Source organism: Rhodococcus sp. MEB032 (assembly GCF_030208925.1).
GTDB lineage: Bacteria > Actinomycetota > Actinomycetes > Mycobacteriales > Mycobacteriaceae > Rhodococcus_F > Rhodococcus_F qingshengii.
Map to the genome: position 1 here is coordinate 54,106 of NZ_JARVSY010000026.1, position 14,999 is coordinate 69,104.

General features: G+C 61.6%; 13 protein-coding genes, 1 tRNA gene and 1 riboswitch. Of the genes, 8 read left to right on the forward strand and 6 right to left on the reverse strand.

Going from position 1 to position 14,999, the window contains the following annotated elements; translation table 11 throughout:
- Nucleotides 1-32: 32 nt before the first annotated feature.
- Nucleotides 33-404 (forward strand): thioredoxin, encoded by a 372-nt coding sequence (trxA, locus tag QRN54_RS24240; RefSeq protein WP_003944106.1) that lies wholly within the window; start codon nt 33-35, stop codon nt 402-404.
- A gap of 58 nt (nt 405-462) precedes the next feature.
- Here the strand turns inward: trxA and polA are convergent, their stop codons facing one another.
- Nucleotides 463-3,210: a DNA polymerase I gene (gene polA / locus QRN54_RS24245; RefSeq protein WP_007728727.1), complete on the reverse strand. Its 2,748-nt coding sequence runs from the start codon at nt 3,208-3,210 to the stop codon at nt 463-465.
- A 301-nt stretch (nt 3,211-3,511) separates the two neighbouring features.
- On the opposite strand from polA, the gene QRN54_RS24250 reads away from it, so the two are divergent.
- The 4 genes from QRN54_RS24250 to QRN54_RS24265 are packed head-to-tail and all read left to right on the forward strand — an operon-like array spanning nt 3,512 to nt 7,641.
- Complete coding sequence (locus QRN54_RS24250) at nt 3,512-4,822, forward strand: branched-chain amino acid ABC transporter permease (protein ID WP_223304673.1); 1,311 nt, start codon at nt 3,512-3,514, stop codon at nt 4,820-4,822.
- Between the two features lie 5 nt (nt 4,823-4,827).
- Complete coding sequence (locus tag QRN54_RS24255) at nt 4,828-5,817, forward strand: branched-chain amino acid ABC transporter permease (RefSeq protein WP_003944088.1); 990 nt, start codon at nt 4,828-4,830, stop codon at nt 5,815-5,817.
- Nucleotides 5,810-6,838 (forward strand): ABC transporter ATP-binding protein, encoded by a 1,029-nt coding sequence (locus tag QRN54_RS24260; RefSeq protein WP_063316078.1) that lies wholly within the window; start codon nt 5,810-5,812, stop codon nt 6,836-6,838. The genes QRN54_RS24255 and QRN54_RS24260 overlap by 8 nt, the downstream gene beginning before the upstream one ends.
- Entirely contained in the window at nt 6,835-7,641 is an 807-nt protein-coding gene (locus QRN54_RS24265; RefSeq protein WP_007728720.1) for an ABC transporter ATP-binding protein, read from the forward strand. The genes QRN54_RS24260 and QRN54_RS24265 overlap by 4 nt, the downstream gene beginning before the upstream one ends.
- A 56-nt stretch (nt 7,642-7,697) precedes the next feature.
- Here QRN54_RS24265 and QRN54_RS24270 read toward each other — a convergent pair whose 3' ends face one another.
- The gene (locus QRN54_RS24270; protein WP_003944031.1) at nt 7,698-9,029 is read right to left on the reverse strand and encodes an ABC transporter substrate-binding protein; all 1,332 of its coding nucleotides are present in this window, start codon (nt 9,027-9,029) and stop codon (nt 7,698-7,700) included.
- Between the two features lie 208 nt (nt 9,030-9,237).
- Complete coding sequence (locus QRN54_RS24275; RefSeq protein WP_003944029.1) at nt 9,238-9,855, reverse strand: ANTAR domain-containing response regulator; 618 nt, start codon at nt 9,853-9,855, stop codon at nt 9,238-9,240.
- A gap of 107 nt (nt 9,856-9,962) precedes the next feature.
- Between QRN54_RS24275 and QRN54_RS24280 the strand changes: the two genes are divergently transcribed.
- Nucleotides 9,963-10,039, forward strand: a tRNA-Leu gene (locus QRN54_RS24280).
- 75 nt (nt 10,040-10,114) lie between these two features.
- Complete coding sequence (locus tag QRN54_RS24285; RefSeq protein ID WP_285183230.1) at nt 10,115-10,747, forward strand: AMIN-like domain-containing (lipo)protein; 633 nt, start codon at nt 10,115-10,117, stop codon at nt 10,745-10,747.
- Nucleotides 10,748-10,858: 111 nt separating this feature from the next.
- On the opposite strand, the gene QRN54_RS24290 is transcribed toward QRN54_RS24285, so the two are convergent.
- Nucleotides 10,859-11,830, reverse strand: a complete 972-nt coding sequence (locus tag QRN54_RS24290) for a bifunctional 5,10-methylenetetrahydrofolate dehydrogenase/5,10-methenyltetrahydrofolate cyclohydrolase (protein WP_285183231.1) — start codon at nt 11,828-11,830, stop codon at nt 10,859-10,861.
- A 22-nt stretch (nt 11,831-11,852) separates the two neighbouring features.
- A riboswitch (ZMP/ZTP riboswitch) is annotated at nt 11,853-11,933 on the reverse strand.
- A gap of 175 nt (nt 11,934-12,108) precedes the next feature.
- Between QRN54_RS24290 and QRN54_RS24295 the strand changes: the two genes are divergently transcribed.
- On the forward strand, nt 12,109-12,612 hold the full coding sequence (locus QRN54_RS24295; protein WP_042923025.1) for an SRPBCC domain-containing protein: 504 nt from the start codon (nt 12,109-12,111) through the stop codon (nt 12,610-12,612).
- 33 nt (nt 12,613-12,645) lie between these two features.
- On the opposite strand, the gene QRN54_RS24300 is transcribed toward QRN54_RS24295, so the two are convergent.
- Nucleotides 12,646-13,527 carry an acyl-CoA thioesterase gene (locus QRN54_RS24300; RefSeq protein ID WP_003944096.1) on the reverse strand — a complete coding sequence of 294 codons (882 nt, stop codon included), beginning with the start codon at nt 13,525-13,527 and terminating at the stop codon, nt 12,646-12,648.
- A complete protein-coding gene (gene pyk / locus QRN54_RS24305; protein WP_003944038.1) occupies nt 13,528-14,946 on the reverse strand; it encodes a pyruvate kinase in 1,419 nt (472 codons plus the stop codon).
- Nucleotides 14,947-14,999 lie beyond the last annotated feature (53 nt).

Sequence of the window (14,999 nt, forward strand, 5' to 3'; positions counted from 1 at the left end):
CACCAACAGCCCGCACAATGGAAAGGACCCCTGTGGCCACCCAGACACTCACCCAGCAGAACTTCGACGAAACGATCAACGGCAGCGACGTCGTCCTCGTGGACTTCTGGGCCTCCTGGTGCGGCCCGTGCCGCCAGTTCGCACCGACGTTCGAAGCCTCTTCGGAGAAGCATGCCGACGTCGTTCACGCCAAGGTCGACACCGAGGCCGAGCAGGGAATCGCAGCGGCCGCCAACATCCGCTCCATCCCCACGATCATGGCCTTCCGCGAAGGCGTACTCGTGTTCAACCAGGCCGGCGCGCTTCCCGCCGCTCAGCTCGAGGAGCTCGTCACTCAGGTCAAGGCACTCGACATGGACGAGGTCCGCAAGCAGATCGCAGAGCAGACCGCATCTGCTGAATAGCGTGAAAAGGCTGGGCCGGAATCGAAGTCGATTCCGGCCCAGCCTTTTTCGTTGCTGCCTAGTGAGCCGCGCTGTCCCAGCTTCGACCGGTTCCCACCGAAACATCCAGAGGTACCGACAGCTCGATGGCTGTGGCCATCTTGTCCTTGACCAGCGCGGTGACCTCCTCCAACTCGGAGGCAACCACTTCGAGCACCAATTCGTCGTGCACCTGCAACAGCATGCGCGACTTCAATCCGGCGTCAGCGAGAGCCTTCTGCACGTTGATCATCGCCACCTTGATGATGTCGGCCGCAGTGCCCTGGATCGGCGCATTGAGGGCAGCACGTTCGGCAACCTCACGACGCTGACGGTTGTCGCTGTTGAGGTCCGGCAGGTAGCGACGACGACCGTAGAGCGTCGAGGTGTAGCCGTCCTTACGTGCCTGCTCGACCACCGCGTGGAGGTAATCCCGCACGCCGCCGAAACGAGCGAAGTACGCATCCATCTGCTGCTTCGCTTCTTCGGTCGAAATCTTCAGCTGCGACGCCAATCCGTAGGCACTGAGCCCGTAGGCCAGACCGTAGGACATCGCCTTGACCCGGCGCCGCAGTTCTGGAGTCACCTCTTCGATCGGTACACCGAATGCGCGCGAGCCGACAAAGCTGTGCAGGTCCTCACCGGTGTTGAATGCCTCGATCAGTCCCTCGTCGCCTGATACGTGCGCCATGATGCGCATTTCGATCTGGCTGTAGTCGGCAGTGAGTAGAACGTCGAACCCTTGCCCGACTACGAATCCGTCGCGAATCTCGCGCCCCGCGTCGTTTCGCACCGGGATGTTCTGCAAGTTCGGATCGGTCGACGACAGACGTCCGGTCGCGGCAACCGTCTGGTTGAACGTCGTGTGAATGCGTCCGTCTTCGGCTACGGCCTTGAGAAGACCGTCGACGGTCACCTTCATACGCGTCGCATCACGGTGCGCGAGAAGGTGTTCGAGGAACGGGTGTCCTGTCTTGTCGAACAGACCCTGCAACGCCTCGGCGTCGGTGGTGTAGCCCGTCTTCGTCTTCTTCGTCTTGGGCATGTCGAGTTCTTCGAACAAGACCACCTGCAGCTGCTTCGGCGAACCCAGGTTGATCTGCTTGTCGATCACCTCGTAGGCCGAGTTTGCTGCGTCGGCGACCTGGGAGGCGAAACGGCTCTGAAGATCGTGCAGATGCGCGCTGTCGACGGCGATGCCGGTGGCCTCGATCTGAGCGAGCTCGATCGTCAACGGCAGTTCCATGTCGGAGAGGAGCGACTTGGATTCGATCGACTCCAACTCGGTGTCCAGTGCAGCTGCCAAGTCGAGAACGGCCTGAGCGCTGAGCATCGCGGTCTCGGCCGCTTCGGCATCGAGCTGCTCGGTGTCGTCGAGCAGTGAAAGCTGTTCCTGGCCGGATGTTTCGGCGCGCAGTTCACGCTTGAGGTAGCGGAGCGAGAGGTCGTCGAGATTGAAGCTGCGCTGGCCCGGCCGGACGAGGTACGCGGCCAGAGCAGTGTCGCTGGTCAGTCCACCGAGCGTCCAACCACGCCCACGCAGAGCATGGATCGCCCACTTGGCTTCGTGCAGCGCCTTCGGCTGCGATGCGTCGGCGAGCCAATCACCGAGAGCTGCTTCGTCTTCCGGTGTTGCCGTCGACGCCGCGATGTATGCACATTCACCGTCGGAGGCCGCGATCGCGAGTGCAGTGACGTCGCCGGCGAACGGAGTTCTGGTTCCGAGCACCGTCACGCCGTGACGCTCACCGGTTCGTGCGTGGGCGTCGAGCCACGCGGCAACCGCACCCGGGGCGAGTGCGTCGCCGCTGACCTCGAACCCTTCCTCTGCTTCGGGCTCGGACGACGACAGGGTCGCGAACAGTCGATCGCGGAGAACCTTGAACTCGAGATCGTCGAACAACGCATGAATCTTCTCGCGGTCCCACGGGGCCAACACCAACTGCTCGGGCGTGTACGGCAAGGGAACGTCGCGAACCATTTCGGTGAGCTGACGATTGAGCAGGACGTTCGCGAGGTTCTCCCGCAGTGAGTCGCCCACCTTGCCGCGGACCTTGTCCACGTTGTCGACCAGTCCCTGCAGGTCGCCGTACTCACGGATCCACTTGGTGGCGGTCTTCTCGCCGACGCCGGGGATGCCGGGGAGGTTGTCACTCGGGTCGCCGCGCAGTGCAGCAAAATCGGGATACTGCGCCGGGCTGAGGCTGTACTTCTCCTCTACGGCCGTCGGCGTGAATCGGGTGAGCTCCGAGACACCCTTCTTCGGGTAGAGCACAGTGACGTTGTCGGTCACCAGTTGCAGCGAGTCACGGTCACCGGTCACGACGAGAACCCGGTATCCGAGGGCCTCCGCCTGCGTGGTCAAGGTGGCGATCACGTCGTCGGCTTCGAAACCTTCCTCGGCCATGACCGGGATGCCCAGCGCGCCGAGAACGTCCTTGGTGATGTCGATCTGGCCCTTGAATTCGTCAGGAGCCTTCGCGCGCTGCGCCTTGTATTCGGGGAACAGGTCGGCGCGAAACGTCTGACGCGACACGTCGAAGGCCGCGGCCAGGTGGGTGGGCTGCTCGTCACGAAGAAGGTTGATCAACATCGACGTGAAGCCGTACACCGCGTTGGTGGCCTGCCCACTGTGTGTCTTGAAGTTCTCTGCAGGCAGCGCGTAGAAGGCGCGAAACGCCAACGAATGCCCGTCGAGAAGCATCAGAAGAGGGCGATCGTCCGCCTTGCCGGTGGTGCCGGCTGGAGCGGTGGACGTGCTGGACCGAGTTGTGGTTGCGGGGCTCACGGTTCATCAGTCTAGGGATCGCGACCGACATCGACGCCTTCGCCGTTGTTTACGCAGGAACAGACACAAGAATCGGACAATTGATGCAGCCTTCGCCTTCGATACGGAACCGAAACATCCCGGAAATCTCAGAACCCCATCTGAAGCGAACGGAGCCGTTAGAGTCCGGAAATCGCAGCAGCGAAACAATCCCTCTGCTGCGCGGCACTTTGTCCAGACGCGCTATTCCCGACCCGCTCGGAGGACGTACGTGGCCCCACCCGTAGTGAAACGGCAGACCCTCGCGACACTCAGCCGACTACTGGCCTTTGCATTACTGACGTTCTTCGCATTACTCAGCCTGGCCGGAACTGCTTCGGCTCAGGAACCGACCACTTCCCCTACACCGCCGACCCCGACAGCATCCGCGCCACCGACAGCACCGGTTCCCGACAACGCTGTCCCCGTCAGCGGCAATCTCAACAACGGCGGCACACGCCTCGAGGGCGTCACCGTGCGTGCACTCGATTCTTCCGGCACGGAAGTCGCCACCGGAGAATCGGCATCGAACGGCCGTTGGGAACTGGCCGTGGCACCGGGCACCTACACCTTCGAGATCGTTGCCGACACACTTCCCGACGGGGTCAGTGTGCAAGCCGCTGTCGAACGCGAGGTGGTGGCCGGCCGCGCGAACACCGTGATCTTCTCGTTCGGCGAGGTACGTACCGCCTCGAATGTCAGCTTCGGCGAGAAGCTGATCCGCACGACGGTCGACGGTCTGCGGTTCGGCCTCGTGATCGCGATCGCCGGTGTGGGTTTGAGCCTGATCTACGGCACCACTGGCCTGACCAACTTCGCTCACGGCGAGATGGTGACGTTGGGAGCCGTTGCTGCCTGGGTGATCAACACGTCCTTCGGCGTTCCGCTGATTCCCGCCACGATCCTCGCGATCTTCGTCGGCATCGGCATCGGCCTGCTGACCAACGGAATCGTCTGGAAACCACTGCGTAAGCGCAAGACCGGGTTGATCGCGCAATTGGTGGTCTCGATCGGCCTCGCGATTTCATTGCGCTACTTGATCCTGATCTTCTTCTCCGACCGCGCCGAACCGTTCGACGACTACCAGGGCCAGGTCGAGAAGAACTGGGGCCCGATCGCACTGACCGACGCCAACGCGATAGTCATGATCGTCAGTCTGGTCGTCCTGGTCGGCGTCGCACTGCTTCTGCAGAAGACTCGCATCGGAAAGGCCATGCGTGCCGTCTCCGACAATCGTGACCTCGCCGCTTCGTCCGGAATCAACGTCGAGCGCGTGATCATGTTCGTCTGGGGTCTCGGCGGCGGATTGGCCGCCCTCGGCGGTGTGCTGTTCGGCATCTCCGAACTCGGCGGACGCGTCCAGTGGGAAATGGGCTTCAAACTGTTGCTGCTCATGTTCGCCGGAATCACCCTCGGTGGTCTGGGAACCGCGTACGGGGCGCTACTCGGCTGCGTCATCGTGGGACTTCTGGTCCAACTCTCGACGCTCATCATCAACCCAGACCTCAAATACATCGGCGGACTTCTCGTCTTGATCGTGATCCTCGTGGTTCGCCCCCAGGGCATCCTCGGATCCAGACAAAGGATCGGGTGACGAACATGGACATCATGGGAGCTTTCCAGGTTTCCTTCGCCCAGCTGATCGGGCCGTCGGCAATCTTCTACGCACTGTTGGCAATCGGGTTGAACCTGCACTTCGGCTACGCCGGACTGCTCAATTTCGGTCAGATCGGTTTTGCCCTTCTCGGCGGCTACGGCGTCGGCATCATGACCGTGACCTACGACCAGCCGCTCTGGCTCGGCATCCTCGTCGGACTCACCGCAGCCGGCCTTCTCGCGCTCGTGCTCGGTATTCCGACGCTGCGTCTGCGCGCCGACTATCTCGCCATCGTCACCATCGCGGCCTCGGAGATCTTGCGTCTGATCTTCCGCTCGACCGCGTCGGATTCGGTGACCGGTTCCACCAACGGCCTCTTCGGTTTCGCAGATCCGTTCACCGCACTGAGCCCGTTCGACTCGGCCAAGCAATACTCGTTTCTCGGCGTGAAGTTCTACGGAGACGACCTCTGGTCGATGGTCGTGGGGTGGACCCTGGTCTTGATCTTGTGCGGATTTGTCTACCTGTTGACGCACAGCCCGTGGGGGCGCGTCCTCAAGGCGGTTCGCGAAGACGAGGACGCAGCGCGATCGTTGGGCAAGAACGTGTTCGTGTACAAGATGCAGGCGCTGGTTCTCGGCGGCGTGATCGGTGGTCTGGCCGGGGTGTTCAACGCTTTGCAGACCAAGTCCATCAACCCGGACTTCTACTCGACCGCGCAGACGTTCTTCGCGTTCGGCGCACTGATTCTGGGCGGGGCGGCAACGGTATTCGGCCCGGTGGTCGGCGCAATGTTGTTCTGGTTCCTCCTCGCCATCCCTGATGCCTTGCTGCGTCAGGCGATCTCCGGCGAGAATCCGCTGCTCTCGCTGACCGAACAACAGGTCGGGGCCACCAGGTATGTCCTGCTCGGATTGATGATTGCTCTCCTGATGGTCTTCAGACCGCAGGGAATACTGGGTAACAAGCGGGAGGTGCAACTCAATGCTTGACGCCGATACCAGAGCAAAGATCTTTGCCGACGTTCCTCACCTTCCCGGATCGGCGAAACCCGACCCGGTGTTGGTCGCTGACAACGTCTCGCGGACGTTCGGCGGTCTCAAGGCCGTCGACGTCGATCACCTCGAGATTCAACGAGGGTGCATCACGGGTCTGATCGGTCCAAACGGTGCCGGAAAAACGACGCTCTTCAACCTCCTTACCGGATTCGACCGGCCGGACACCGGTACGTGGTCGATGGACGGTCAATCGCTGGGCCGCATGTATCCCCACCAGGTAGCCAGGAAAGGAGTGGTACGGACGTTCCAGTTGACCAAGGCGCTCTCCAAACTCACCGTGCTGGACAACGTACGTCTCGGTGCCACCGGCCAACGTGGTGAACGCATTTTTGCATCTCTCGTCCCGTGGATCTGGAAAGGCCAGGAACGCGAGATCACCGAACGCGCCAACGAACTCCTCGCACGATTCAAACTCGACACCAAGGCCGACGACCTCGCCGGTTCACTCTCCGGTGGGCAGCGCAAACTGCTCGAAATGGCTCGCGCACTCATGACCTCGCCCTCGGTGGTGATGCTGGACGAACCGATGGCGGGGGTCAATCCTGCTCTGACGCAAAGCCTGCTCGGACACATCAAGTCATTGCGCGACGACGGAATGACCGTCGTGTTCGTCGAGCACGACATGGACGTGATCCGAGACATCAGCGATTGGGTGGTGGTCATGGCGCAGGGCAGCGTCATCGCCGAATCCACCCCGGACGAACTCTCGTCCAATACAGCCGTCGTCGACGCATATCTGGGCAGCCACCATGACCAGGCCCTCGAGTTCGACGACAACGGAAATCCGGTGGGCGAGACGGCCGTTCTGGCCGCCGCCCTGGCTGAAGCCGAGGTCGAAACCCTCGAGACGGGCGGGGACCTGTCGGAACCCGACATCGACAACCTTCCGGCCGATCTCGCCGCGACGCTGGAATCGAGTCCCGAGGAACCGCGCGGAAGGCACGAGAAGCCATGAGCGAGAACCACGCACGTTCACTCACGCCTGCAGAGTTCGCCGCGACGGCCGAGGAGCATCAGCGACTGTCGGCAGGTGCCCTGCTCCGCGCCGACAGCCTCGTCGCGGGCTACATTCCCGGCGTCAACATCCTGCGTGAATGCAACTTCTTCCTGAAGGAAGGGGAAATCGTCGGGATCATCGGACCGAACGGCGCAGGCAAATCGACACTCCTGAAATCACTGTTCGGACTGATACCGGTACGCGAAGGGTCGGTCACCCTACGCGAGGACAACATCACGTCTGCGCCCGCTCACGTCCTCGTTCAGAAGGGAGTCGGGTACGTCCCTCAGACACAGAACGTCTTTCAGACTCTGACCATCGAAGAAAACCTCGAAATGGGCATCTATCTGCGGCCCAAGGCATTCGCGGAACGATTCGCCTTCGTGAGTGAACTGTTCCCTCTTCTGAGTGAACGACGAAAGGTGAAGGCCGGCGCACTCTCCGGCGGCGAACGCCAGATGGTCGCGATGGGCCGGGCCCTGATGATGGATCCGTCGGTGCTGCTGCTCGACGAACCGTCCGCGGGCCTGTCCCCCATGTTCCAGGACGAGGTGTTCATCCGCTGCAAGAAGATCAATGCTGCCGGTGTCTCGGTCATCATGGTCGAGCAGAACGCGCGCCGCTGCCTTCAGATCTGCGACCGCGGTTACGTACTCGATCAGGGTAAGAACGCGTACACCGACACCGGCGCCAATCTGATGAACGACCCCAAAGTGATCGAGCTGTACTTGGGAACGCTTGCCGGAAGCAAAGAGAAGTAGGACAGACACGAGAATGGGCCAGGGTCGCGAGACCCTGGCCCATTCTCCTTGGCTGCTTACTTGCCCACCACCACGAATCCTTCTGTGGTCAGGGTGTTCTCAGGGCCGAACTTGAGCTTTCCGTACGAACCGATGGACGGCTCCCCCGAATCGTTGAAGTCCAACTCACCGGTGATGCCGTCGTAGTCGATGTCGGTTCCCGCCTTCACCAACGGCAGGCACTCGACGTAGGACGTGCACTTGGTGCCGCCTTCGGTGACGCTGTTGATGTTGGCTGCGATGTCGGTACCGGCCGTCGACTTCGCCTGCTCGGCAGCGAGCGCTGAGATCACCACCGCGTCGTATGACTCTCCGGCGTAGTTGAAGTCGATCAGAGAGGGGTTCACAGCCTTCAGACGATCCTGGAAGGCAGCTCCGACGTCCGTCAGGGGCGTCGTTCCCTGCATGGTGTCGAGCAACGGCTTCGCCACGGATTCGCCGAGAGCGTTGCCCATGTTGCCGTCGACGCCGTACATCGCCATTCCGTCCGACGGGCCGATGCCCACTTCGTGCATGCGCGTGATGATCTTCGCCGACTCTTCGAAGCCCACCAGTGCCACTGCATCCGGATTGAAGTTCTTGACTTGATCGACTTCGGAGTTGAACGACTGCGCGTTCGGGTCGTAGATGATCTTCTCGATCTGATCGGAGGGGACACCCGAATCGATCAGATTCTTTTCGATGTTGTCCGCCAGACCCGTCCCGTACGGGTCGTTGAGGGCCATGATCGCTACGCGCTGACCACCGTCGTCCGAAATGAGCTGTGCGACGGCCTGAGCCTGCAGTACGTCCGTCGGAGCGGTGCGGAAGTACATGCCCTTGTCTGGGTAGCAGACGAATTGGTCCGAGGTGTTGGCAGGCGAGAACATCACGACGCCTGCGCTGGCGATCTTGTCGATCACCTTGAGCGAGACCGAGGACGACGCGGCGCCGACGATGACCTGAGTGCCTGCAGCCAATTCGCGGTCGACGGTGGTATTGGCGGTGTCCGTTGTGGTGTCACCCGAATCGCCGGGAATCAGCTGGACCGGTTGGCCGAGAACGCCTCCGGCTGCATTGACGTCGTTGACTCCCAGCTGGGTGCCCGCGACCATCGGCGGCCCGAGGAACGACAAGCTGCCTGTATCGGGAAGAAGCGTGCCGATGCGCAGTGCTTCCGTGGACGGGGTGGCGCCGGCCTTGGCCTGCTCCGGGGTGCAATCAGTCGTGACGGATGTCGTCGCGGCAGAAGCGCCGGACGTAGAGCCACTCGAAGACGAGTCATCCGACTTGTCCGAGCTACAGCCTGCAAGTGCCAGTGATGCCGCGCCGAGAACTGCAGCAGTACGCACAAGTGTTCGTCTAGCCATCCCACGCTCCTAAGATCAGCCGGTGCTCGCGCCACCCGAACTGGCGCTCGCTGTGGGATCAGACGCTAGACCTTGGAACCGTTTCGCGATCCTTCAAGAAAGCCCTGTGACCTGACTGTTATCTGAAGGTGCACAGTGTTTACACGGCTGTAGCGCTGCGCGACGTTTCGACGGTCGACGCAGCAACCGGGTAACCCGGACACTTTGCTCAAGCGTCCGGTTCACCGCCCAGAGTTTCCAGTACGACCTGTGCGACCGCCTTCATCGTGGAGCGCCGATCCATCGCGGCGCGCTGAATCCACTTGAACGCCTCAGGTTCGGTGAGCGCTTGGCGAACCATCAGAACACTCTTTGCTCGCTCGATCAGCTTGCGTGCTTCGAGCCGGTCGGAAAGATCAGCGACCTCACGCTCGAGCGCCGTCACCTCGCGGAAACGACTGACCGCCAATTCGACAGCGGGAACGAGGTCACTGATCGAGAACGGCTTGACCAAGTAAGCCATGGCGCCGGCATCGCGTGCGCGCTCGACCAACTCGCGCTGACTGAACGCTGTGAGAATGACAACAGGAGCGATCCGCTTGGCGGCAATCTCCGAAGCGGCGTCGATGCCGTCTCTCCTGGGCATCTTCACGTCCATGATGACCAGATCAGGCTTGAGCGACTCGGCCAACTCCACCGCAACCTGCCCGTCACCGGCCTCACCGACGACGTCGTAGCCCTCTTCGCGGAGCATCTCGACCAGATCCATGCGGATCAACGCCTCGTCTTCAGCGACGACAACACGACGGGGTGCGAGCTGATTGCCTTGCGGCTGCGGCGAATTCATGGCCACCATCCTCCTCCATCGAACCGCCCCGACACGAGACGCGAACGATTAGAGGGTACCGGTGTTTGACATTGAAATCGCATCTTCTAATGTAGTCATCGCAACAAGCCCTCGTATCCCAATTGGCAGAGGAAACGGATTCAAAACCCGTCCAGTGTGAGTTCGAGTCTCACCGAGGGCACCACCTGCCGCAGCTGGCCGCACCGCAAGGTTTCGGCATTCGGCTGTACCCCAGATCGACCGCCGTTAGATTCGATCCATGAACGGTCACCGGCTGATTGCTCTGCTCGGAGCCATATCGATTCTCGCGCTGCTCACCGGGTGTCAAACAGACGGCCAATCCAATACTGCCGGCGAATCCAGCACTGCCGGCGAATCTTCCACCCAGGCCGTGCTCGATGCTGCAACACAAACCGGCACCCTTCAGGTCGGCTCTCCCCCGATCGATGCCCCATCCACCGAGATCTCCATGCCTCCCCCGTTCCCGAACGACACGGAGGTCCCTTCACCGACTCCGCGCGTCGATGTGACCGAGATCGACGTGATCGATCACGATGATTTCACCCGCATCACCTATCGCTTCGACGGAAGCGGATCTGTGTTCTGGAAAACCGAATACGTCAGTGAAGCAATACGAGCGGGTGACAGCACAGTCGTGGACGTTGGAAGTCGATCGATACTTCAAGTCGACCTGATGGGAGTCCAATCGGATTCGTCGCTCAACTCCGTGTCTCACGAGGGCGGAAACATCACGCGCATAGACAGTGCAGCCAGGAACAGTGCGATCCTGCAGTCGTTTGTCGGCACGGTCGACATCCGTCCGGCATACACCGTATCGACATCCGATCCACCATCCCAGTTGATGATCGACATCCCCAAAGCACACAGCTGACTGTCGAATACCCAATTGCGCGCTCAGCTCAGCCATTCCAGCGCAGCGGTGCTCGACGCGGTAATTCGGTTATCGCGGGGCGCATGAATACTCCGTCTCGAAACCGAGGTCTCACAATCGATCCGAGGCGATTGAGGGGTCCGGTTCAACACGACTGTCATGATTCTCACTGCATGCCCGAACTTCCGCTGCTCGAACTGCTGCTGCCAGTGTTTGTTCCAGCAGGACTGCCACCGTCATGGGGCCGACGCCACCCGGCACTGGTGTGATCGCACCGGCATGTGGGAGCGCAGCGGCGTACTCCACATCTCCGACGTTGCCCTCGTTGTACCCCGCATCGATCACCACTGCCCCAGGCTTGATCCACGCCCCTTTGATCAGTTCCGGAACACCGACGGCCGCGATGACGACGTCTGCCGAGGCGACGTGGGCGGCCAGGTCGACGGTTCGCGAATGGCAGTATGTCACCGTTGCGCCTCGACGCAGGAGGAGCATTCCCATCGGCAATCCGAGTATCGGGCTTCGGCCGACCACGACAGCATGCTTTCCGGTGAGTTCGACGCCTGTGGCGCCGAGCAGGCGCAGGATGCCACTCGGCGTACACGATTCGAATCCCCCACCGGTCAACGCCATTGCCGCAAAAGATGCCGAAGTGACGCCGTCAACGTCTTTGTCGGCCGAGATGGCATCGAACGCGGCCCGTTCGTCGATGTGGTCTGGCACCGGGTGTTGCAGCAGTATGCCGTCGATCGAAGGGTCCGCCGACAACGCTCTCAGCACGCCGACCAGTTCTTCGGTGGTTGTACTCACCGGGAGTTCGACCGTCCGCGACGTCATTCCGACGGCGACAGATCGTTTGGCCTTCATCTGTACATACGCCTTCGAGGCCGGGTCCGCTCCCACGATGACGGCGGCCAGGCAAGGAACGTGCCCCGCCTCATCACGAAACTGCCTGGTGCGCACCGACAGGTCCGCGAGCGCAGCATCGGCAATTGCGCGTCCGTCGATTATTCGAGCGGCCACGTTCTGGCTGGGCAGATTTTCGGTAGACAGATTTTCGGTGGGCCGATTCTCGATAGACATGGATCCCCTTCACACAAGATGTGTGAAGCACCCAGGCGGTCGATGCCTCGCGATGTGCACTCCCCGGTGGTAATTCCCACCCGCGCCAGTCGTGCGTGGTCAGCGTACCGCGCGGTTGCTTCACCGCCACGAAACGCGTCGAGAACGCCACTCACAAAACGAGACAAATCGACATAACCTATCAATAGGTAACGATCTGACCTGCAGTTATTCCATCCTGTGCAATTAGATGGCACGATGGGGGGCAACCGCACGGGCACCAAGCATTGGAGGCACCGATGGACAACGGCAAGATAAACCTGACCTATGACGGTCGGGTGTCACTGAGCTTCCAACTGGCGATTCCGCACGCACCGGACAAGGTCTGGAAAGTGATAACGGAACGCGAGTACCTCGACGCCTGGTTTCCGGCGGACGTCGATTTCGATCTCACTCCCGGCGCGGATCTACTGTTCAAGGTGACACCGGAACAAGTCGAGCGTTTCGGACTGCCCGCAGATCACGTGACGCGCGGGACGGTCATCAGCGTCCACCCGCACCGAATTCTCGAATTCCTCTGGGACGCAGACACTCTTCATTGGGAACTGGCACCGGACGGCACCGGCGGCTGTTGGCTGACTCTCACCCACACGATGGAGGACGAGGAGTCCGCGTACGCGCACGCCGCCGGTTGGCACGCGGGCTTGGAAGTTGTTGCGGCCCAACTCGATGGACGCGAAGTCGACTGGTCTCCGTGGGACCGCGCCGACGAACTCTCACCGCAATATCGCAAGTCTGCTTGATTCTGGGCCCGAGTTCGGTCTCGGGCCCGCATCTCATTCCCCTTTACGCGGGAAATGCCTGATCATTCCTTCTTGGACCACCGTCGCCAACAGCAGTCCTTCCACCGAGAAGTACCGTCCGGTTGCCAGACCGCGCGAACCTGCGGCGACCGGCGATTCGGTGGCGTACAGGACCCAGTCGGTGAACCGGAACGGGCGATGGAACCAGATCGAATGATTGACCGTCGCCGCGACGATACGATCATGACCCCAGGACAAACCATGAGTGGTCAGAATCGAATCGAGCACGGTGGTGTCGGACGAATATGCCAGCGTCGCAGCGTGAATGAGCGAATCGTCCGGCAGATCACCGTCGGGGCGCATCCACACCCGATTGTGGTTGAGTTTCTCGCCGGTGCCCTTGAGGATCCACGCCGGATCGTTGGCGTACCGCATGTCGATCGGCTTGAGCGCTGCACTGAAATGCGGCAGTTTTTCCTCGTACCCCACCAGATGATCGCCGATGGGAGGCAACGACTCCGGAAGTGGAACATCCGGGATCTCGACAGCATGGTCGAGCCCCTTGCCGGAGTCCTGGAACGCCGCGAGCATCACGAACAATTCGTTCTCACCCTGATAGGCAGTCACCTGACGGTTGGCGAACGCCCGCCCGTCGCGATGACGATCCACCCGATACTCGATGGGCGCCTTGACATCTCCGCCGCGAATGAAATGGGCATTCACCGCATGGATGGGGCGATCACCGTCGACGGTCCGCCCGGCGGCCATCAGTGCCTGAGACACCAACTGACCGCCGAACGTCCGCGAACCTACCTGTTTCGGGTGGTATCCACGGAACGCGTCTTCACCGATCTGCTCCAGATCCAACAAACCGAGGAGAGTACCGAGGTCGGTGGACGCGTTCGCGTGGGTCACTCAGTGGTCCTCTTCACCGATGCGGTGGACGTGAATGAGGTTGGTGGAACCGACAGTTCCCGGAGGGGACCCGGCAACGATGACCACGAGGTCGCCCTTGACGTACCGCCCGAGGGAGAGCAACGCACTGTCCACCTGACGCACCATCTCGTCGGTGGTGGCCACCGCATCGACCAGGAACGTCTCGGTTCCCCACGTCAGCGTCAGCTGACTGCGCACCGCGGGCAGCGGTGTGAAGGCGAGCAACGGCAGCGGCGTGTGCAGACGAGCCAGTCGACGCACCGTGTCACCGGACTGAGTGAACGCAACCAAGGCCTTGGCGTCGAGACGTTCGCCGATGTCGCGTGCTGCGTACGAGATGACACCGCGCTTGGTGCGCGGGACGTGGGTCAACGGTGGGACACGGGTCGATTCGTTCTCGACGGCCTCGACGATGCGGGCCATGGTGCGAACGGTTTCCATGACGTACTTGCCCACCGAAGTCTCGCCCGAGAGCATGACTGCGTCGGCGCCGTCGAGAACGGCGTTGGCGACATCGGATGCCTCTGCGCGAGTGGGACGTGAGTTCTCGATCATCGACTCGAGCATCTGCGTCGCGACGATGACCGGCTTCGCGTTCTCACGAGCAATCTGGATTGCGCGCTTCTGAACGAGCGGGACCTGCTCGAGCGGCAACTCGACACCGAGGTCACCGCGGGCGACCATGACGGCGTCGAACGCGAGCACGATGGCTTCGAGATTGTCGATGGCCTCGGGCTTCTCGAGCTTCGCGATGACGGGAACGCGGCGCCCGACTCGATCCATGATGGCGTGAACCAATTCGACGTCCGCCGGTGAGCGAACGAAGGAGAGTGCAATGAAGTCGACACCCAGCTTGAGAGCGAACTCGAGGTCGGCGATGTCCTTGCCCGACAGGGCTGGAACGGAGACGTTCATACCGGGCAGTGAGAGGCCCTTGTTGTTGCTGACCGGACCGCCTTCGGTGACCCGACAGACGACGTCGTTGCCGTCGATGGACGTGACGACCAGGCCGACCTTTCCGTCGTCGACCAGCAGTCGATCGCCGGCCTTGGCGTCGCGCGCCAATTCCTTGTACGTGGTCCCGACGCGATCGTGCGTTCCCTCGACGTCGTCGACGGTGATACGAACCTCTTCACCGTTGGCCCAGGTGGTCCGCTCGTCCTTGAATCGGCCGAGTCGAATCTTGGGCCCCTGAAGGTCGGCGAGAACACCGACGGCCTTTCCGGTGGCGTCCGACGCGGCGCGGACGCGAATGTAGTTTTCTTCGTGATCGGCATGCTCGCCGTGGCTGAAGTTGAGGCGCGCCACGTCCATGCCGCTCTCCACGAGCTCACGGATGCGGTCGCCAGAAGCTGTCGCAGGTCCAAGTGTGCATACAATTTTTGTCCGTCGGTTCACGGCTCGAGCCTAGTCGCTACCCCACCGCACTTCTATCCGGCATTTGCGACCTG

Bases quoted from the DNA above. Each gene is read 5' to 3' on its own strand.
- QRN54_RS24255 (WP_003944088.1), top strand. From the start codon at position 4,828: ATGGACATCATGGGAGCTTTCCAGGTTTCCTTCGCCCAGCTGATCGGG.
- QRN54_RS24260 (WP_063316078.1), top strand. From the start codon at position 5,810: ATGCTTGACGCCGATACCAGAGCAAAGATCTTTGCCGACGTTCCTCAC.
- QRN54_RS24265 (WP_007728720.1), top strand. From the start codon at position 6,835: ATGAGCGAGAACCACGCACGTTCACTCACGCCTGCAGAGTTCGCCGCG.
- QRN54_RS24270 (WP_003944031.1), bottom strand. From the start codon at position 9,029: ATGGCTAGACGAACACTTGTGCGTACTGCTGCAGTTCTCGGCGCGGCA.
- QRN54_RS24275 (WP_003944029.1), bottom strand. From the start codon at position 9,855: ATGAATTCGCCGCAGCCGCAAGGCAATCAGCTCGCACCCCGTCGTGTT.
- QRN54_RS24285 (WP_285183230.1), top strand. From the start codon at position 10,115: ATGAACGGTCACCGGCTGATTGCTCTGCTCGGAGCCATATCGATTCTC.
- QRN54_RS24290 (WP_285183231.1), bottom strand. From the start codon at position 11,830: ATGTCTATCGAGAATCGGCCCACCGAAAATCTGTCTACCGAAAATCTG.
- QRN54_RS24295 (WP_042923025.1), top strand. From the start codon at position 12,109: ATGGACAACGGCAAGATAAACCTGACCTATGACGGTCGGGTGTCACTG.